Source organism: Nocardia neocaledoniensis (genome assembly GCF_029868625.1).
Taxonomy (GTDB): Bacteria; Actinomycetota; Actinomycetes; order Mycobacteriales; family Mycobacteriaceae; genus Nocardia; species Nocardia neocaledoniensis_A.
In genome coordinates, this window is sequence record NZ_JARWOJ010000185.1 from 1 (window position 1) to 18,474 (window position 18,474).

18 protein-coding genes are annotated in these 18,474 nt (G+C 69.2%); 3 read left to right on the forward strand and 15 right to left on the reverse strand.

What is annotated here, in order from left to right; genetic code table 11:
• Positions 1-119: 119 nt before the first annotated feature.
• The 13 genes from QH270_RS13370 to QH270_RS13430 form a co-directional block, all read right to left on the reverse strand.
• Positions 120-1,304, reverse strand: a complete 1,185-nt coding sequence (locus tag QH270_RS13370; protein WP_280341584.1) for a TetR/AcrR family transcriptional regulator — start codon at positions 1,302-1,304, stop codon at positions 120-122.
• A gap of 185 nt (positions 1,305-1,489) precedes the next feature.
• A complete protein-coding gene (locus QH270_RS13375) occupies positions 1,490-2,716 on the reverse strand; it encodes a TetR/AcrR family transcriptional regulator (protein ID WP_280341561.1) in 1,227 nt (408 codons plus the stop codon).
• Positions 2,713-3,312 (reverse strand): hypothetical protein, encoded by a 600-nt coding sequence (locus QH270_RS13380; protein ID WP_280341563.1) that lies wholly within the window; start codon positions 3,310-3,312, stop codon positions 2,713-2,715. The genes QH270_RS13375 and QH270_RS13380 overlap by 4 nt, the downstream gene beginning before the upstream one ends.
• A gap of 9 nt (positions 3,313-3,321) precedes the next feature.
• On the reverse strand, positions 3,322-4,506 hold the full coding sequence (locus QH270_RS13385) for an MCE family protein (protein WP_280341565.1): 1,185 nt from the start codon (positions 4,504-4,506) through the stop codon (positions 3,322-3,324).
• Entirely contained in the window at positions 4,503-5,615 is a 1,113-nt protein-coding gene (locus QH270_RS13390; RefSeq protein WP_280341566.1) for an MCE family protein, read from the reverse strand. Before QH270_RS13390 ends, QH270_RS13385 begins: the two co-directional genes overlap by 4 nt.
• Positions 5,612-6,718, reverse strand: coding sequence for an MCE family protein (locus tag QH270_RS13395; RefSeq protein ID WP_280341567.1), 1,107 nt, complete (start codon positions 6,716-6,718; stop codon positions 5,612-5,614). The genes QH270_RS13390 and QH270_RS13395 overlap by 4 nt, the downstream gene beginning before the upstream one ends.
• On the reverse strand, positions 6,718-7,731 hold the full coding sequence (locus QH270_RS13400) for an MCE family protein (RefSeq protein WP_280341568.1): 1,014 nt from the start codon (positions 7,729-7,731) through the stop codon (positions 6,718-6,720). Before QH270_RS13400 ends, QH270_RS13395 begins: the two co-directional genes overlap by 1 nt.
• Positions 7,728-8,750, reverse strand: coding sequence for an MlaD family protein (locus tag QH270_RS13405; protein ID WP_280341569.1), 1,023 nt, complete (start codon positions 8,748-8,750; stop codon positions 7,728-7,730). The genes QH270_RS13400 and QH270_RS13405 overlap by 4 nt, the downstream gene beginning before the upstream one ends.
• On the reverse strand, positions 8,747-10,189 hold the full coding sequence (locus QH270_RS13410; RefSeq protein WP_280341574.1) for an MCE family protein: 1,443 nt from the start codon (positions 10,187-10,189) through the stop codon (positions 8,747-8,749). Before QH270_RS13410 ends, QH270_RS13405 begins: the two co-directional genes overlap by 4 nt.
• A 9-nt stretch (positions 10,190-10,198) precedes the next feature.
• A complete protein-coding gene (locus QH270_RS13415; RefSeq protein WP_280341576.1) occupies positions 10,199-11,062 on the reverse strand; it encodes an ABC transporter permease in 864 nt (287 codons plus the stop codon).
• Position 11,063: 1 nt separating this feature from the next.
• On the reverse strand, positions 11,064-11,915 hold the full coding sequence (locus tag QH270_RS13420; RefSeq protein WP_432420356.1) for an MlaE family ABC transporter permease: 852 nt from the start codon (positions 11,913-11,915) through the stop codon (positions 11,064-11,066).
• Positions 11,916-11,956: 41 nt separating this feature from the next.
• A complete protein-coding gene (locus QH270_RS13425) occupies positions 11,957-12,142 on the reverse strand; it encodes a hypothetical protein (RefSeq protein WP_280341578.1) in 186 nt (61 codons plus the stop codon).
• On the reverse strand, positions 12,142-12,366 hold the full coding sequence (locus tag QH270_RS13430) for a hypothetical protein (protein ID WP_110038543.1): 225 nt from the start codon (positions 12,364-12,366) through the stop codon (positions 12,142-12,144). Before QH270_RS13430 ends, QH270_RS13425 begins: the two co-directional genes overlap by 1 nt.
• A 354-nt stretch (positions 12,367-12,720) precedes the next feature.
• Between QH270_RS13430 and QH270_RS13435 the strand changes: the two genes are divergently transcribed.
• On the forward strand, positions 12,721-13,887 hold the full coding sequence (locus QH270_RS13435; protein ID WP_280341579.1) for a thiolase family protein: 1,167 nt from the start codon (positions 12,721-12,723) through the stop codon (positions 13,885-13,887).
• Between the two features lie 18 nt (positions 13,888-13,905).
• Here the strand turns inward: QH270_RS13435 and QH270_RS13440 are convergent, their stop codons facing one another.
• Both QH270_RS13440 and QH270_RS13445 read right to left on the reverse strand, forming a co-directional pair.
• On the reverse strand, positions 13,906-14,658 hold the full coding sequence (locus tag QH270_RS13440) for an oxygenase MpaB family protein (protein WP_280341580.1): 753 nt from the start codon (positions 14,656-14,658) through the stop codon (positions 13,906-13,908).
• Complete coding sequence (locus tag QH270_RS13445) at positions 14,655-16,013, reverse strand: AMP-binding protein (protein ID WP_280341581.1); 1,359 nt, start codon at positions 16,011-16,013, stop codon at positions 14,655-14,657. Before QH270_RS13445 ends, QH270_RS13440 begins: the two co-directional genes overlap by 4 nt.
• Positions 16,014-16,306: 293 nt before the next feature.
• Between QH270_RS13445 and QH270_RS13450 the strand changes: the two genes are divergently transcribed.
• Positions 16,307-17,128 (forward strand): oxygenase MpaB family protein, encoded by an 822-nt coding sequence (locus tag QH270_RS13450; RefSeq protein WP_280341582.1) that lies wholly within the window; start codon positions 16,307-16,309, stop codon positions 17,126-17,128.
• Positions 17,129-17,314: 186 nt separating this feature from the next.
• Positions 17,315-18,313: an oxygenase MpaB family protein gene (locus QH270_RS13455; RefSeq protein WP_280341583.1), complete on the forward strand. Its 999-nt coding sequence runs from the start codon at positions 17,315-17,317 to the stop codon at positions 18,311-18,313.
• Positions 18,314-18,474 lie beyond the last annotated feature (161 nt).

Here is an 18,474-nt window from a genome sequence, read left to right on the forward strand (position 1 = left end):
CCCCCCCCCGGCGCGCCCCCCCCCCCCCCCCCCCCCCCCCCCCCCCCCGCCGGCGGGGGGCGCGGGGGGGGGGGGGGGGGCCCGGCCCGCCGCCCCCCCCCCCCCCCCCCCACGTCGGGTCAGCCCGCGCTTGCGGGCCGCCCCAGCAGAATCGTCTCCAGCAGTTGGATCACGGTGTCCTGCGGGCAGATCCGGTCTTCGAACGCGCGACCGAGATCGACCACGAGACTGAACGCGGCGTGTACCAGGATCCTGGCCTCGCCGAGCGAGAGCTCCGGGCGCGCCGCGACGACCAGCTTGGCCCACTCGGCGATGATGAGCTGCTGCAGATGCCGCAGCGTCACCTGATCGGCCCGGTCGACGTGACCGAAGTCCGCGTAGTAGACGAAGGTCAGCGCGCGTTCGTCGAACGATCCGGCGACATAGAGCCGGATGAGGGTGCGCAGCGCCGTGGCGGGGCTGTCGGCCGCGGCGATCGCGGGGGCGATCGCGCCCGACACCCGATCGGCCGCGCGCCGGAACGCGGCCACCAGCAGGTCGCTCTTGCTGCGGTAGTAGCGGTACACCGCCGAGGCGGCCGACAGATCGGCGGCGGTGGCGATGTCCTCCATGCTCACGTTCGGGTAGCCGCGCTCGTGGAACAGCTCCACGGCCCGGCGTAACAGCAGGTCGTGCTTGAGCGGCTGGTACTGCTCCTTGGCGGGAGCGCTCGGCGCCGCGATGTCCGGGTGGGTCAGGTCCGCGTCGATCAGTGCCCAGCTCATGGCGGTGAGCAGCGGGGCGAGCGCTTTCGCCGGGACCGTCGCGTGGTGGTCGCCGATGCTGCTGACCACCGCGAAGATCGAGACCGCGCGGATGGCGAGATCGCGCCGGTCCAGTTCGGGGCGGACCTCGCCGATGCGGGTGCGCAGCGCGGCGATGGCCGCGGTGAACTGCGCGGTGAGCTCGTCGAAATCGGCGGGCTCTAGGTAGCGGCGTTCCCAGCGCACCAGGGCGGCGGTGGGCCGGTTGGCGATCGTCAGGCTGATGATCGCGTCGAGGACGTGCTCGACGCGCTGTCGCGCGGTCCAGTCGGCGGCCTCGTCGGGCAGCTCGGTCGCGCTCAGCGCCAGACCGGACAGGCGCAGCAATTCCTCGCGGAACAGCGCGTACTTGCTGGGGAAGTGCCGGTAGAGGGCGGTGGAGCTGATGTCGAGCCGCTTGGCGATGTCGTCCATGCTCACGCCGTGGTAGCCGTGCGCGCCGAACGCGGCCGCCGCCTCGGCCGCGATCTGGGCACGCCGATTCTTCGGCCTGCGCCGGATCGGGCGTTCCGGCGCCGCCGAAGGTGCTTCGTCTGCCTGCTTGCTCGTCGTCTCGCCCTTTGTTCCTCGCGGGACCGCACGTTCCCGATGATCTTGCCCGCCATGCTATCGCCTGAGCGGGTGGGCGCCGTGCACCGGATTCGGTCACGACGCGGTGCCGGCCTCCCTGGTCCGGGCGACGGGCGTCAGCGGGGGAGTGGTCCGCCGAGGGTGATGATCTGGAGGAGCCCGATCACCAGTTCGGGCGGGCAGATCCCATCGTCGCCGAAGGTGCGGCCGAGGTCGACTACAAGGCTGAACGCCGCGTGCACGAGGATCTTGGCCTCGCCGAGCGACAGCTCCGGTCTGGCCTCGGTCACCAGCGTGGCCCACTCGGTCACGATGAGCTGCTGGCGGTGGCGCAACGTCACCTGGTCGGCCTGGTCGACGTGGCTGAACTCGGCGTAGTAGACGAAGGTCAGCGCCCGTTCGTCGAAGGAGCCGGTGACATAGAGATCGATCAGCGTGGCCAGCGCCTCGGCGGGCGATGCCGCGGCGCTCACCGCGGGCAGGATGGCACCGGACACCCGGTCGGCCGCGCGCCGGAACGCCGCGGCGAGCAGGTCGCTCTTGCTGCGGTAGTAGCGGTACACCGCCGAGGCGGCCGAGAGATCGGCGGCGGTGGCGATGTCCTCCATGCTCACGTTCGGGTAGCCGTGCTCGTGGAACAGCTCGACGGCCCTGCGCAGCAGCAGTTCGTGTTTGAACGGCTGCGCTCGACCCGCGGCCCTGCGCATGAGCTCCGGCGCGCGCCTGTCGACCGGGTCCGCGTCGACCATCGCCCACGCGGTCGCCTTCAGCAGCGGGGCGAGGGTTTTCGCCGACATCGCCGTGTGATGATCGCCGATGCTGCTGATCACCGCGAACAGCGACACGGCGCGGACCACACGGTCGTAGCCGTCGAGTTCGGGGCGTACCTCGCGGATGAGCGCGCGGACAGCGGCGATCGCGGCGGTGAACTGCGCGGTGAACTCGGCGAAATCGTCGGGCTCCAGGTAGCGGCGTTCCCAGCGGGCCAGCGCGGCCGTCGGCCGGTTGCCGATGGTCAGCACGACGATCGCGTCGAGCACATGATCCAGGCGTGCCCGCGCAGACCAGGCGGCCGCCTCCGGGGGCAGCTCGACCGCGTGCAGCGCCAGACCGGACAGGCGCAGCAGTTCCTCCCGGAACAGCGCGTACTTGCTCGGGAAGTGGCGGTAGAGCGCGGTCGAGCTGATGTCGAGCCTGCGGGCGATGTCGTCCATGCTCACGCCGTGGTAGCCGTGCGCGCCGAACGCCGCCGCCGACTCGGCCGCGATCTGTGCCCGCCGGTTCTTCGGCCTGCGCCGGACCTGGCGGGGGCGCGCGGCCGAGGTCGAGGAGGGTTCGGTCACTGGGCGGGCGCCGTCGGTAGTGGGGAGTTCACCTTCTCGACCAGCCAGCGGCCGTCGTCGTTGCGCAAGCTGAGCACCATCGACAGCTGGCCGGGCTTGGCCTTGTGCTCGGTGCCGAGGCTCGAGATGGTCGTCCCGATCACCACGATGGCCTCGGCCGCCGTCTCGTCGCCGGAGCGCAGCGCGCACTGGGTGTCGGTGGATTTCGACACCACCTCGCCCTGGGTGAGCGCGTCACGCAGTTCGGCGCTGGTGGATTCGAACTGCTTCTTCCAGTCGCCGGTCGCGCCGTCGAGCACGGTTCGGAAATAGGTGTCGAGGTTCTTGCTGTCGTAGTCGGCGAGCACCGGACCGTAACGGCAGGCGGCCACCCGGGCTTCCTCGTGGGCCGCCAGCAGGTCTTCGCTGCTCTTGCTCTCCACGAAGAAGTACACCGACGTGGCCACCGCGGCGCCGAGCACGATCGCCGCGGCGCCGCGCAGACCGAGGGTCCTGCGGTCGACCGCCCACCACTTGCGGGTCGCGGCCGGCTTGTCGGCGGTCGGCGCCGCGGTCTCGGATGCGCCAGTGGTGTCGGTGGTTTCGTCGTTGCTCATCGTGACTCCTTATCGGGGTGCGGGTACCGCGGGCCGGGACAGTTCGTTGCCTGTCACACCCGGCGGCGGGCCCGCGCCGTTGTCGGGACCGGCGGGTCGCGGTGCGTTGGCCGAGCCGCGGACCTGCAGCGCGGGATTGTCGGTGACGCAGTAGTTGTAGAGCCGCACCCGGGTGTCGGTGGTGGCGTTGGTCGGCACGATCGGGACGGTGTCGTAGTCGCAGGTCGGTCGCGGCCACGGGTCGACCAGGGTGAAGAAGGCGTTGTCGTGGGCCGGGACCCCGACCGCCTCGGCGAAGCGGCTCAGTGTGGGGAACAGCAGCTCCAGGGCGGGCTGGCGCAGTTTGGCCGCCCGGGTGATCGCCACGAAGTTCGCCACCAGGTCGGTGATCGGATCGTGGGTGCGTGAGATGAACCCGCCGAGGGTGGCGAGCTGGCCGGGGCCCTGTTCGAGCAGGTGCCGCAGCTCCGCGTCGGCGGCGGTGAACTGCTGGAACAGCGCGCTACCCGCGCCGGTGATGGTGCCGAGGTCCGGCTGGGCGTGCGAGGTCGTCTCGGCGATGACCTCGAGATTGCGCAGCAGGTGTTCGGTCTGCGGCAGCAGGTCGGTGAGACCGGCCATCGCGCGGCTGAGCCCGGAGATCATGTTGCGCAAGGCATCCGGCCCACCGGCCAGTGCCTTGTCCAGCTCGTCGACGATGACATTGAGGCGCTCGGGATTCATGCCGCCGACCAGGCCGGCCATATTGCCCAGCACCGACTGCACCTGCACCGGCACGGCGGTGTCGGCGCGGGCGATGACCGAGCCGTCGCCCAGATACGGTCCGGTGTCGGTCTCGGGCCGGAAGTCCAGATACTGCTCACCCGCCGCCGAGAGCCGGGCGACGGCGACCGTACCGCCCAGCGGGATCAGTGTCCCCTCGTCGATCGCGGCCACCGCGGTGATGCCGACTTCGTCGACCCGGACCTCGTCGACCCGGCCGACCCGCACGCCGCGGAAGGTCACGTCACTGCCCGCGGTGAGACCGCCGGAGGTGGCCAGTTCCACGGTGACGGCGAACCGCGCGCTGGTCGGGTCGATCCGCAGGACCGCACCGCCCAGGTACAGGCTGCCCAGCACCATGACCACGATCAGGCCGACATTGGCGACCGCGACGCGGCGGCGGACCAGCCACTGCCACAACGGTGAATTCATCGGGGTCCCTCCTGCGGCGGCTGCTGCGGGGTGCTGTTGAGGCGGCCGGTCACCTTGGCGATCACATCGGTGATGCTGCCGACGAACGCGGGAATGTCGGTACCGTCGGGCCAGCGACTGCCAGCCGGATCGGTGATCGCGCCGATGTCGAGGTAGGACAGAATCGCCCCGACCGAGAGATTCGGCCCTTCCATGCTGGCCATCACCTGCGGATAGATCGAGTGGAAGCCGTCGAGGGCACCGGTGAGATCGTCGCCCATCTGGACGAACCCGTTCATCAGGTTCTGGATGCTCTGGAACAGGCTGACGAACTGCGGACCGTTGGTCCGGCTGAAGTCGCCGAGCGCGTCCATGGTGACCGCGACCTTGTTGATCAGGTCGACCATGGCCTGGTTGTTCTCCGCGAACAAGCCGATCAGCTGCGGGAAGCTGTCGGCGGCGGCGCCGAGTTCGGCCTTGCGTCGGGCCAATTCGCCGGTGAGGACCGACAATCCGTGCAGTGTGGCGTCGAGATCGCCGGTACGTGCGTTGAGCGCGGCGATCACCGAGGTCATCTCGCCGATCAGGTGCTGGAGCTGCGGTGCCTTGCCCGCGAAGATGGAGTTGAGCTCGGACGTGACGCGGGCCGCCTGATTGAGCCCGCCGCCGTTGATCAGCATCGACACCGACATCATCAGCTGCTCCACCGAGGCGGCCGAGCCGGTGCGCTCGGGCCCGATCCGCGCGCCCTCGCGCAGCGGCGGCCCCGCCTCCTGGGCGCTGGGCAGGGTGACCGCCACGAAGATGTCGCCCAGCGGAGTCGCCTGCCGGAGTTCGACGGTGGTGCCCTCCGGCAGCTGGATGTCCTCGCGGATCAGCATCTCCACATCGGCGAGGAACGAGGTGGTCGAAATGCCGGTGACCACACCGATATCGGTGCCGCCGATCTTGACGTGTGCCCGGTCGGGCAGGTTGAGCGCGTCGCGGAAGGTGGCGTGCAGGGTGTAGCCGGGCCCGCCGATGCCGGGTTCGGGCATCGGCAGCTCGGCCACGGTCATCGAGCAGCCACTGGCGGACGCGGCGACCGCGGCCGCGCAGAACGCCGCGGCCAGCGTGGTGCGAAGGGTCATTTCGTCAGTCCCAACAGCGCGGCGGTGAGCCCGAAATCGGGGCCCATGTCGGAGATCTTGCCGGTGCGACACCCGTCCAGCCGCATCTGCACACGCTCACAGAACGTCGCGATCACCTCGCTGTCCAGCACGATCTTGTCGAGCAGGCCGTGCAGGCGCAGGGCCTGGTGTTCCCGGCTGATCGCGTTGTCGAAGTTCTGGAACATCAGCGGGCCGACATCGACGATCTCGGTGAGGGAGCGCGCGTTGGCCCGCATCTGGGCGGCGATCGCGACGAACTTGGTGAGCGCGCCGGCGAGCTGATCCTCGTTCTGGCCGACGACGGAGGCGGTATTGGTGATGAAGTCGTCGAGCTGGGTCAGCACCGCCTGCAGGCCGGGGGACTGCTGACCGAACAGCGCGATCAGTTCGGTGATGCGCCCGCTGAAATCCCGGACCGTCTGGTCGTTCTCGGCGATGATCTGGGTGATCTCGCTCAGGCGCACGATCGTGTTCGCGATCTGGTCCTTGTTGGCGAAGGTCACCTCGAAGGCCGCCGAGAGCTGGTCCAGAGTTTCGCGCAGCCGGTCGCCGTTGCCGTCGAGCAGGGGGAACAGCACCCGGCTCGCCATCGGGCCCTGCTCGCTGTCGCCTTTGAGCGCCTCACCGAGCTGATCGAAATTGGCCAGGATGCGGTCGAGTTCGACCGGTGTCCTGGTGCGTGCCAGCGGAATGTGCGCGCCGTCGGCGAGTTCGGGGCCCGACCCGGTGTAGGCGGGGGCGAGTTCGACGTGGCGGTTGGTGATCAGCTGCGGCGAGATCAGTGCCGCCATCGCGTCGGCGGGGATGCGTACGTCGCGATCGACCGACATCACCACCTCCACGTAGCTGCCGCGCGGTGTCACCGAGTCGACGACACCGACCGGCACACCGAGGATCGAGACCTCGTTGCCCGGGTACAGCCCGGCCACGTTCTCGAAATCGGCGCTGATGCGCTTCTGCTGGCTCAGCATGCGGTCACCGGCTCCGGTGACGCTGTCGGGCAGCAGCGCGCATCCCGCCGCCAACAGCGCGGCGAGGCAGAGCGCGGCCAGTTTGCCCGTGCGAGTGGTACCCGTGCTCATTAGTTGCACCCCTGTACGGCTTGCGCGAAGCACAGCCAGTTGTCCGGCAGGATCCACGGCGCCCAGATCTCGCCGTAGGGTCCGTTGCCCAGCAGATTGTTGAACTGGCGCAACGTGACCGGGGTGATCTCGTAGAGCCGGTCCAGGTTCTCCTTGTTCTTGGTCAACCCGTCGGTCATCGTGTTGAGGTTGGCGATCAGCGGGCCGAGCTCGCCGTTGTTCTCGATGCCCATGTCCTGCAGCAACTTCGACATCTCCGCGACGTTGTCGAGCAGCTGGGTGAGCAGGGTCTGGCGCTGCTGCACTGCGGCGCCGATCGCCTCGCCCCTGGTCAGCAGCACGAGCACACTGTTGCGGTTGTCGGCGACGAGCTGGGAGACCTGGTCCATGCTCTTCAGCAGCGTGTCGACCTCGTCGCGTCGGCTGTTGATCACCTGGGCCAGCGCGCCGATGCTGTCGAGGGCCTGCACCGCCATGGCGGGGGAGTCGCCGAGCTGGGCGCTGAACACGTCGAGCGCGGTGCGCAGCTTGTTCGGATCGATGCGTTCGATGCGCTCGAACGAGGACGTGTACTTCTGATCCTGGATGACCTTGCTCAGGTTGTACGGCACCGACGTCCGGTCGAGTGTTATCCGCTTGCCGGGCAGGCCCTTTCCGTCGCCCGGCTTCAGCTCCACGTGCAGGCGGCCGAGAATGGTCGACATCTTGATCGCGGCGCTCGCGTCGGCGCCGAGCCGGATGTCGTGGCGGATCCGCAGCGCGACGTCGACCTTGTCGTTGACGAGCTTCACCGACTGGACCTCACCGACCTCGATGCCGGCGATGTCGACGGTGGCGCCCTGCTGCAGACCGGCGGCCTGGGCGAACTCGGCATGAATGGTGATGTCGCCGAGCCGGATCTGCGTGAGCAGACTCGACGCGCCGAGCAGCACCAGCACCGACGCGGCCGCGATCAGACCGAGTCGCAGGTGCCGGTTGTACAGCAGGAAATCGGGAACGCGAGGTTTGATCATCGACACACCTCTGAATGGGAGTTGCCGCCGACCTGCGAGAACAGGCCCTCGGGAAGGAGAACGCCCCACAGCGACACGTCGAGGCCACAGATGTAGGCGTTGCCGTAGGTGCCGTACTGGGTGAAGCGGGCCACGCCGTTGAGGAAGTCGGGGAATTCGACTGCCATGCGGTCGAGTGCCGCGCCGTTGTAGAGCAGCATCATCACGGCCGTGGTCGCGTTCTGCTGAGCGGTGGCCATACCGGGCTTGACCTGCCCGATCAGCGAGACCAGCGAGTCGGTCGCCCCGGAGACCCGTTCGACCGAGCTCTTCAGCGATTCGCCTTCGGCGTAGAGCCCGTCCATCAGGCTGCGGGTCTGGGTGATCAGGGTTTCCAGTTCGCCACTGCGGTTGGCCAGGCCCGCCATCACCGAGCTGAGATTGCTCAGGACGTCGCCGAGGATCTGATCACGCTCGCCGAAGGTGCTGGCCAGCTGCGCGGCCTGGGTGATCAGCGCCGACAGCGACACCTCGTTGCCCTGCAACGCCTGGATGAGCGTCTCCGAGAGCGAGTTGATCTGATCGGGCTGCAGCACACTGAACAACGGCTCGAATCCGGACAGCAACGAGGAGACGTCGAACGACGGCTCGGTCCGGTCGATCGGGATCTGCGCCCCCGCGGCGAGCACCGTCCCCGCCTCGGTGCCCGGCGCCAGCGCGAGATAGCGCTGACCGATCAGGTTCTGGTAGCGCACCAGGGCCTTGGTGGTGTCGGTCAGCTGCTGGCGGGCTTCGATCTGGAAGTCCACCTGGGCGGTGTAGTCGTCGGTGAAGTCGATCTTGTCGATCCGGCCGACCCGCACCCCGGCCATGCGGACGTCGTCGCCGACGCGCAGACCGAGGACATCGCTGAACACCGCCGAGTAGCTGGTGGTGTTGCCGGGGACCTCACGCTGCAACGTCGACCAGATGGTGTAGGTGAGCACCGTGGCCAGGACGACGAAGAAGCTGAAGCCGATCAGCGGTTTGGTGTATTTCACCGGGTGACACCACCTTCTGTGTCGGGGACGACCGGAATGTCGCCCAGGATCGAACCGAGCAGCAGCAGCTGGCTGAAGGTCGGCTCACCGCCGACCAGCGCCGACACCGCGGCGATGCCGGTCAGCCGGGGGTGCCCCGCCGGGGTGGCGGCCGGCGCGGGGTCGGTCGCCGCGGCCGGTGCGGTGATCCCCGGAATGGCGGGCAGCCCGGGGATCGCGGGCAGACCTGGGATCGCGGGCAGGCCGGGAACGGCGGGCAGGCCGATGCCCGGCAGCTGGGGCAGGCCGGGGATCTCCACCACCGGCTTCGGTCCGGCGGACTCGAGCCAGCCCGGCAGCATCGAGGCCGGGTATTCCTGCGGCGGTGCGACTTCGGGCACGGTCGGGCCACCGCAGCGGGGGCCCGCCAGCTCGCCGTAGCGCGGGCAGTCCTGCGCCGTGTACTGCTGGAACGGGGTGAACGTGACGTCCATGCGCCAGGTCATCTGTTTGCGCGGACCGAAGTTGAAGGTCTGCTGCAGCTTGCGGAAAGAGGTGTTGAGGTTGGCCGCGGTGGCCTGCAGGGCCCCCGGGTCCTTGGCGATGCCACCGATCAGCACGTCGAGTCCGGCGACGAGCTCCTTGCCGGAATCGGGGTTCGCGGCGAAGAGCGCGTTCACCGAGTCCACCGTCGTGTTGCCCTGCACGAGCAGCTCGACGAGCTGGGCGCGGTGCTCGTTGAGCGTGCGCGCCGAGGTGACCGAATCGGCCAGCACCCCGACCAGTTCGGGCGCCGACTGACTCAGCGCGGTCGCCGCGCGGCCGAGATTGCCCAGCAGACCGCCGATCTCGGGAATCTGGTGCACGGTGGTGAGCCAGGTGTCGAGTCGCTCGATGGTCGAGCCGGGCACGCGCGCGCCCGGCTCCAGCGCGGCCGACAGCGTGGCCAGCACCCGGCCGAGTTTCTCGGGCTGGATGGTGGACAGCACCTCGCGCAGGGTGTTGAGGGTGGACTGCAGCTGGACCGTCGCCTCGCTGGTGTCCTCGGCGATGGTGGCGCCCGCGCGCAGCGTCGAGGCGGCCGCGCCGTTGTCGACCAGCTGGATGGAGGAGACACCGAAGATGTTGTCCGGGACGACCCGGGCGGTCACCGTGTCCGGGATCGTCTCGGCCAGACCTGGTTTCAGCTCGAGAGTGGCGCGCTGACGTTCGCCTTTCGCCACCATCTCCACCGAGCCGACCGCGCCCACCACCATGCCGCGAAACTTCACGTCGGCGCGCTGGGGTAGCCCGTCGCCGGTGCTGGTGAGGTCGGCGCCCACCACCACGGTGTCTTCGAATTCGCCGTTGTAGCGCAGGGCGAGCAGATACAGCGCGACCGCGAAGGCGGTGATCACCGCCAGCCCCGCGAGCGTGAGCTGCAGGGGTTTGGGGCCGCGGCCGCTGAGATCGAGAATCATTCGATCGACCTATCCCGAGATCCGGAATCCGGGGTCGATGCCCCAGATAGCAAGGGTGAGAAAGAGATTGGTGAAGACCATCACGACGATGACCATCTTGATGGCCCGCCCGGCGGCCACCCCGACACCTTCGGGCCCGCCGGTGGCCACGAAACCGTAGTAGCACTGGATGAACGCGGCGATCAGCACGAACACCACGACTTTGCCCAGGGAGAAGAACACGTCCCCGCCCACCAGGAACTGGAAGAAGTAGTGGTCGTAGGTGCCCGCGGTGGTGCCGCCGAGGAACAGCACCGACAGCTTGGTCGCCACGTAGGCCACCGCCAGACCCAGCGTGTAGAGCGGGATGATGGTGATGGTGGCCGCGAGCATCCTGGTGGTGATCAGGTAGGGCAGCGGCCGGATGGCGATGGATTCCAGCGCGTCGATCTCCTCGGAGATCCGCATCGAGCCGAGCTGGGCGGTGAAGCGGCAGCCGGACTGGATGGCGAAGGCGAGCGTGCCCAGGATCGGCGCGATCTCCCTGGTGGTGGCGAAGCCGGAGATGGCGCCGGTGAGCGGTCCCATCGTCAGCAGGTTCAGCGCCGTGTAGGACTCGACGCCCACGGTGATGCCCCCGAAGGCACACAGCACGACCACCACGCCGACCGTGCCGCCGCCGACGATCAGCGAGCCGTTGCCCCAGCCGACGTCGGCGACCAGCCGGGCGACCTCCTTGCGGTAGTGCCGCAGCGTGAACGGAATCGCGAGCAGGGTCTGGAAGAACACGATCGCCTGATGCCCGAGGCGCTGGTTGGCCTGCACCGGGATCTTGGCCGCGGCGCCGACCACGCGCACCGGGCGCAGGGTGGGCGGGGTGTATTCGGCCGCCATCTCAGACCACCTTCGAGGGGAAGAAGCTGTTGTAGAGCTGCGTGACGATGATGTTGGTGGCGAACAGCATCAGCGCGGAACTGACCACCGCCGAGTTCACCGCGTTCGCCACGCCGCCCGGCCCGCCCTTGGTGTGCAAACCGATGTCGCAGGCGATGATCGCGGTGAGCGCACCGAAGATCGCCGCCTTGAACAGCGCGACCATCAGATCGTTGGCGACCGCGAACGAGGCGAAGGAGCTGATGAACGAACCGGGCGTGCCGTGCTGGGCGTAGACGTTGAACATGTAGGCGGTGGCGAAGCCGACGAAGACGATGAATCCGCACAGCAGCATGCTGACCAGCACCGCCGCCGCCAGTCGCGGCGCGACCAGCCGGCGCACCGGGTCGACGCCCATCACCTTCATCGCGTCGATCTCCTCGCGAATGGTCCGCGAACCGAGATCGGCGCAGATGGCGGAGCCCACCGCGCCGGCGATCATCAGCGAGGTGACCAGGGGCGCGCCCTGGCGGATGATGCCGAGGCCCGCTACCGCGCCGATGAAGGTGGTGGCGCCGACCTGGTTGACCAGCGCGCCGACCTGGATCGACACCACCACCGCCACCGGGATGGCCACGAACACCGTCGGCAGGGCCGACACATTGGCCATGAACGCGCACTGCTTGACGAACTCGTGGAACGGGAATCGCCGGTGCACGATCGACAGGACCAGCTGCACGATCGCGGTCCGGCCGAGCAGGACCTGTCGGCCCAGCGTCTCGACCGACTGCTGGGGGTGTCGTCGCCAGAGCCCGGTGGCGCTGTCGATGATCCGTCCGACTTCGGACGGTTCGGTGGCCGGTTGCGGCGTCACGCTGCACCGATCCTTTCTTGCTTCGGGAGGGCGCTCGGTGGCTAGAGCGTGCTCAGCCAGTGATGGAGCAGGGCGACGAGACCGGCGACGGCCGCGAGGCCGAGGACCAGGGCGCAGAGGACGGCGAGCCACAGACCGAATCGGAGTACCGGATTGACCTGTGTGCGTCCGCCGAGGATCTTGACGACGATCACCACGAGATCGATGACCCAGACCAGTGCCATCATCAGGTCATCGTCACGTTCGCGAAGAGGAGCACGGGCCAGCAGACGATCGAGCCGAGGAACGAGACCACCAGGTCGACGCCGTGCAGATCGCCGAGATGGCTTGTGTGGGTGAGCGTCCAGACGCCACCGACGAGGGCGTAGGGGATGCCGATGATGATGAGGGTGCCGAGAAACTCCGACACCTTCATCTCGTAGCTGAGAAACCTGTCCAGCCGTCGCAACATGGCGGTACCGGTGTTCCTTCCTGCGGGGACCGTCCAGGCGAAGCGGTGGGTGGCCGACGTCGTCGACGGTCGCATGATGTTTCCGAGCATTCTTGGGGAAGGGCGCTTGACGTCCCGTGATCCTCCCCGTGATCTCGGGACAGCTCTGTGTACGTCCGCGGGGAACCGCGCCGTGCACCTCGGCTAAGTTACTACAGATTCTCGCGACTGTGACGAGAATTACCGGTAACATATTTCAGGCTCACCGGATTGTCCACAGCGTGCGACCCGAACCGGCCGCTGGTTGTCGGCGGTGAGAATCATCGGTAACTTATGGGTGGAGTCGCCGAGGTCCGGCGGCCGCGCAGGAGGAACATGATGTCCGCAGTCATCGTCGATGTGGTTCGCACGCCCTCGGGCCGGGGCAAGGCAGGCGGCGGATTGTCGTCGGTGCACCCCGCCACCCTCCTGGCCGGGGTGCTCAGCACCCTCGTCGAGCGCACCGGCATCGATCCGGCGCTCGTCGACGACGTGATCGGCGGCTGCGTCACCCAGAGCGGCGAGCAGGCCAACAACATCTCCCGCACCGCGGTGCTGGCCGCGGGCTTCCCCGAATCGGTCCCGGCCACCACGGTCGACCGGCAGTGCGGCTCGAGCCAGCAGGCCGTGCATTTCGCGGCCCAGGGCGTGCTCGCCGGCGCCTACGACATCGCGATCGCGTGCGGTGTGGAATCGATGAGCCGGGCGCCGATGTTCTCCAACACCCAGGGCAAGGATTCGCTGCGCGCGCCGCTGGCCGCGCGCTACCCCGACGGCCTGATCGGGCAGGGCATCGCCGCGGAGATCCTCGCCGCGCGCTGGAAACTGGACCGCGCGACCCTCGACGAGTTCGCCGCGCGCTCGCACCGCCTGGCCGCCGCCACGGCCGCGGCGGGTGGGTTCGACGCCGAGCTGGTGGCCGCCGGTGAGCTCACCGCCGACGAGACCATCCGCTCGGGCACCACGGTCGACGGTCTGGCCGGCTTGCGCCCGGCCTTCACCGATCCCGCGATGGGGGAGCGTTTTCCGGAGATCGGCTGGTCGGTGACCGCGGGCAACTCCTCCCCGCTGACCGACGGCGCCTCGGCCGCCCTGATCATGAGCGAGGCGGCGGCGGCGAAGCTGGGGCTCACCCCGCGCGCCCGCTTCCACTCCTTCGCGGTCATGGGTGACGATCCGACGCTGATGCTGACCGCGGTCGTGCCCGCGACCCGCAAGGCGCTCGAGCGTGTCTCGCTGACCGTCGACGACATCGACACCTTCGAGGTGAACGAGGCGTTCGCGCCGGTGCCGCTGGTCTGGCAGCACGAACTCGGCGCCGATCCGGACCGGGTGAACCCGCGTGGTGGCGCGATCGCGCTCGGGCACCCGCTCGGCGCCTCCGGCACCCGGCTGCTCGCCACGATGGTCAACCACCTCGAGCAGACCGGTGGGCGCTACGGGCTGCAGACGATGTGCGAGGCCGGCGGCCTGGCCAACGCGACCATCATCGAACGGCTCTGAGCTCCGGTTTGTCAGGGTTCAGGCCCGCGCCTGGGGGACCGTGCGCAACCGTGGCACCGTGGCGACCCCGGCGCGGGTGAGCGCGGCGACCGCGCGCAACGCGGCCGCGTCCGCCGGGCGGGGTGTGAGCCCGTAGAGTTCGGCGGCCCGGGGATGCTGCATGGCCCGCACCGCGGCGCTCGGCAGGTGCCGGACGATCCACGCGTCCGGGCGCAGGACCTGCGGGCCGAGCGTCGCCGCGGCCGGGGTCGTCCGGAGCACGCTCGCGCAGGTCTCGGTGAAGTACTCGGTGAATTCCGGCCAGTCGGCAGGCAGTCCGCGGTCGCTGATCCCGTAGCTGCGATACCACCGGCAACACTGGCTGTAGAGCTCGGCTCTGGTCTCGGCGGTGAGCGCGGGCCCGAACAGGTCGGCCGCCGTCATGAGGGCGTCTACATAGGTCGCGTGCTGGAACAGGAAGGTGTCGGGGTGTAGCGCGTGGTAGCGGCGTCCGTGGTCGTCGGTGCCCTTGACGTGTTCGTGCGCGAAGCGGATCGCGGCGGCGGTGTCGTGCGCGGCGCAGGCCAGGTGGATCATCTGCAGCACCGCCCGCTTCTTGTGATCCCACAGCCGGGTCGCGGTGTGTTCGGCGAGGGCGGGCGCGATGGCCGGGTGCAGGACCTGGAGCCCGACCGCGCGGGGCAGTGTCAACAGGAAGCGGCGATCACCGAGGTGCCTGCGCAGCAGAGCACCCGCCGCGGGCCGCTCGATCGTGACGTCGGGCAGCGTCATGGCCGATCACCGCCCGCCACGCGGCCGTCGATGAACAACCGGCCCTCGCCGTCGACATGGCCGAGGTCGCCGCTGGAGTACATGCCGTCGACGACCTCGGAGCCGGTGCCGTCGGTGTGCCCGGCGACGGTGAGTCCGCTGGACACGAACACGGTCCCGACCACCCAGGGAGTGGTGATCCGGCGACGGTGCCGGTCGTAGACGGCGACGTGGCAGCCGACCGGCGGGCGACCGACCGTGCCCGGCGCGGCGCGCAGGTCCTCCGGTGTCGCGACCGCCGCCACGGCGACCTCGGTCGAGGCGTAGAGGTTGTAGAGCACGTCCCCGAACAGCAGCGCGGTCCGGTGGCACAGGTCCGGCGCGAGCGGCGCGCCGGCGGAGAGGATCACCGTCGGTGTGGCCGTGGGGTATTCGGCCCGCGCGGCCGGACCCAGGTCGACGATCTGCCGCAGCATGCCCGGCGTGAGGATCACCGCGTCGGCACGATGCTCGGCGACCGCGGCCATGGTGCGGCGGGCGTCGAACCGGCCGGGCAGCACCACCACGGTGTTGCCGAGTGCCCAGCCCAGGATCAGCTGGGACAGGCCGGTGCCGTGGAACAGCGGCGCCGCGAGCACGATCGTGCCCGCGGTCGGCAGCGGGACCCGGTCCAGGAACTGGGCGGCCTGCAGGGGCGAAACCCGGCCGCGCTGTACACCTTTCGGCGTCCCGGTGGTACCGCTGGTGAGGACCACGATGCCGCCGGGATCGTCGGGAGCGGGCAGTGGCAGTGCCGAGCGCCACGCCGCGATGCCGTGGATGGTCGGCAGGCCACGCGGATTCGTGTCCCCGGCTCTGGTGAGAATGATCGGCACCGCGCGTGGGAGGTCGTCGAAGCGGTCGACGAACTCCGCGTCGACCAGCAGCAGGTCGATGTGTTCGCGCTCGAGTACCGTCCGCAGCCGCGCGCCGGCCAGGTCGGTGCCGAGCAGCACGATGCGGGCGCCGAGCTTGCCCGCGGCGAGCAGGGCGAGCACGAAACCGCGATGGTCGCGGCACAGCGCGCCGAGCACGGTGTCCGTCGTGACGCCCTGTGCGGCAAGGCCGTTGGCCAGCCGGTTGGAGGCGTGATCGAGCTGCTCGAAGGTGATCGGCCCACGGTCGTCGATGAGCGCCGGGGCCGAGCGCGTGCCGCGGGTCGCGTGTGCCAGCGTGGTGACCACCGGACCGAGCGTGGTGGCATCGCGTGCCGTGCGGACCAGTTCCAGCGGTTGCCGTAGCTCGATCGCGCCACGCCGGAGCAGAACGGCGACGGCGGCGAGGGCGTCGGCGACGGCGCGAACGACGACGGTCGGCGCGGAGGGGGCGGACGGCACGGGTACCTCCGGGGGTGGGAGTGATCGGACGAGGGTGGAGCGGTGCGTTCACCTTCGCAGCAAGCTTATCGCCTGAAAGAATCAACGGTAACTTAGTTCGGGTAATGCGCAGGTCGCACGCTAGATGGTCGCGATCGCGATGCGGTACCTGAGGGAATGATTGGTAACTTGTTGACCGGAGGGCCATTGTGTGTGGAAAGAAACAATGAGAGACTTTATGTGTGAATCTCTCAACAACGGTGTTTCGAGGTCGGTCGTCGGCGCGCACGGAGCGGGCCGCGAGCCGGCCGGTCATGGACCCGGATCTGGCGCGCAGGCGTCGCTATCTGACGGGGTTCGGCGCCGCGCTCGGTGGTCCGGCCAATGTGATCATGCAGCTGAGCCTGCCCCCCGTCGGGCGTGGCGTGGTGGAGAGCGTCGTCGAGTCCGGCAGCTTCACCGCCCATCCGCTCAAGCGGGGCCGGACCACGCTCACCTATCTCGCCGTGGCCATGGCGGGTACCGAGGAGGACCGGGCCGCCTATCGGGCCGCCGTCGGCACCGCGCACCGTCAGGTCCGATCCGGACCCGACAGCCCCGTGCGCTACAACGCCTTCGACCCGAGGCTGCAGCTGTGGGTGGCCGCGTGCCTGTACCGTGGCACTCTCGACTCCCTGACCTGGCTCAACGGCGGTCTCGACGAGGACTTCATCGACGAGTTGTACAGCGACGCCGCGCGATTCGGGACGACGCTGCAGGTGCCGGCGGAGCTGTGGCCCGCCGACCGCGCCGCGTTCGCCCGGTACTGGGACTCCATGCTCGGCGAGCTGTCCTTCGACGACGAGGTGCGGGCCTACCTGCTCGAGCAGGTCGTCGGCCTCGGCCCGTACCGCAGGCACACCCGGCTGCTGTTCGGCCGGGCGAACCGGTTCTTCACCACCGGGTTCCTGCCGCAGTGGTTCCGTGACGAACTCGGCCTGGCCTGGAGCCCGCGCAGGCAGCGGGTGTTCGAGCTGGCGCTGCGCACCGCGGGCCGGTTCGTCGCGGTGATGCCCGAGTCGGTGCGGATGCAGCCCTTCGACTTCTACCTCGCCGACATGCGCAGGCGCCGGGCCAAGGGCCGAAACCTCATCTAGGCACAGGGCCGATCCGTCGGACCGTCATGTCGTGAATCATCACCAACTTAGATGCCGAACCTTTGGTCGAAACTCTGCATGAGTCGCGAGAATGAGCGGTAACATAGCTCAGATAGAGGGCCGCTCCCGGTGTTGATTCGCAGTGGTGGGATCCGGGCGCGCTGGCACCTCAGGGAAAGGATGGCGATGACCACGGCAACGAGGCCCGGCGAACCCGACTACGGGGATCCGGACAGTGCGGGATACGTCGAGGAGGGGCCCGCGCCACAGTGGCGATCCGCGCGGAGCCCGTCCGAGGACGCGGGGCGGGGCGAGAAGGTGCTGACCCTCGATCAGGTCCGCATCCACATCCCCGACACCTACCGCTCCCCGCGCAAGCGGCCGGCGCAACTGGCCGACGCGCTGGACTTCTGGATGTTCGCCGGCGCGGCGGCGAATGTGGCCATGCAATTCGCGCACCAGGGTGTCGCGGCGGGCGTGATGGAGAGCCAGGTCGAATCCGGCGCGCTGATGGTGCATCCGTGGAAGCGGCTGCGTACCACCGCCGCCTACCTCGCGACCGCCGTCCTCGGCACCGACGAGGACAAGAAGGCCATGCGGGAGGCGGTCAATGTCGCGCACCGGCAGGTGCGATCGCGGCCGGACTCGAAGGTGAAGTACAACGCCTTCGACCGCCATCTGCAGATGTATGTGGCCGCGGCCATCTACATCGGCTTCGAGGACACGCACCAGATGCTGCACGGCAAGATGTCGGCCGAGGAACTGGAGGCCTTCTATCAGGGCGCCGACACCTTCGGCACCACCCTGCAGGTGCACCCCGACATGTGGCCCAAGACCAGGGCCGACTTCGACGCCTACTGGCTCGAGGCGTGCAAGGGCGTGGTGTGCGACGACGAATTCCGCGCCTACATCGACGATCTCCTGCATCTGCGGATGATCAACTGGCCGATGCGGGTGATCGGGGGCGGGCTGCTGCAGTTCCTGACCGCGGGCTTCCTGCCCCCGCATTTCCGCGCGGAGATGGGCGTGGAATGGAGCGCGTCGGATCAGCGGCGCTTCGAGCACCTGTTCCTGTTCGTCGGCTTCGTGAACCGCTTCATCCCGAAGTTCATCCGGTTCGCGGGCACGTACACGATGATGCGCGACGTGCGCCGCCGGATCCGGAAGCAGAAGGCGCTCATCTGACGTCCGCGGGGCGCCGCCGGCGGGGGGGGGGGTCGACCCGGCCCCCCCCCACCGAGTGGACGGGGCGCAAACACACACACAGACGGTTTAGGAAGTCGGGGGGGGGTGGGAGCACCCCCCCCCCCGCCACCCCCCCCCCCGACAGGGCACCCCCCCACGCG

What these genes read in the sequence shown, in the direction of transcription:
- QH270_RS13395 (WP_280341567.1), bottom strand. Translation starts at nt 6,718, where the DNA reads ATGAGCACGGGTACCACTCGCACGGGCAAACTGGCCGCGCTCTGCCTC.
- QH270_RS13400 (WP_280341568.1), bottom strand. Translation starts at nt 7,731, where the DNA reads ATGATCAAACCTCGCGTTCCCGATTTCCTGCTGTACAACCGGCACCTG.
- QH270_RS13415 (WP_280341576.1), bottom strand. Translation starts at nt 11,062, where the DNA reads ATGGCGGCCGAATACACCCCGCCCACCCTGCGCCCGGTGCGCGTGGTC.
- QH270_RS13380 (WP_280341563.1), bottom strand. Translation starts at nt 3,312, where the DNA reads ATGAGCAACGACGAAACCACCGACACCACTGGCGCATCCGAGACCGCG.
- QH270_RS13435 (WP_280341579.1), top strand. Translation starts at nt 12,721, where the DNA reads ATGATGTCCGCAGTCATCGTCGATGTGGTTCGCACGCCCTCGGGCCGG.
- QH270_RS13450 (WP_280341582.1), top strand. Translation starts at nt 16,307, where the DNA reads ATGGACCCGGATCTGGCGCGCAGGCGTCGCTATCTGACGGGGTTCGGC.
- QH270_RS13430 (WP_110038543.1), bottom strand. Translation starts at nt 12,366, where the DNA reads ATGTTGCGACGGCTGGACAGGTTTCTCAGCTACGAGATGAAGGTGTCG.
- QH270_RS13390 (WP_280341566.1), bottom strand. Translation starts at nt 5,615, where the DNA reads ATGACCCTTCGCACCACGCTGGCCGCGGCGTTCTGCGCGGCCGCGGTC.
- QH270_RS13440 (WP_280341580.1), bottom strand. Translation starts at nt 14,658, where the DNA reads ATGACGCTGCCCGACGTCACGATCGAGCGGCCCGCGGCGGGTGCTCTG.
- QH270_RS13385 (WP_280341565.1), bottom strand. Translation starts at nt 4,506, where the DNA reads ATGAATTCACCGTTGTGGCAGTGGCTGGTCCGCCGCCGCGTCGCGGTC.
- QH270_RS13455 (WP_280341583.1), top strand. Translation starts at nt 17,315, where the DNA reads ATGACCACGGCAACGAGGCCCGGCGAACCCGACTACGGGGATCCGGAC.
- QH270_RS13425 (WP_280341578.1), bottom strand. Translation starts at nt 12,142, where the DNA reads ATGATGGCACTGGTCTGGGTCATCGATCTCGTGGTGATCGTCGTCAAG.
- QH270_RS13410 (WP_280341574.1), bottom strand. Translation starts at nt 10,189, where the DNA reads ATGATTCTCGATCTCAGCGGCCGCGGCCCCAAACCCCTGCAGCTCACG.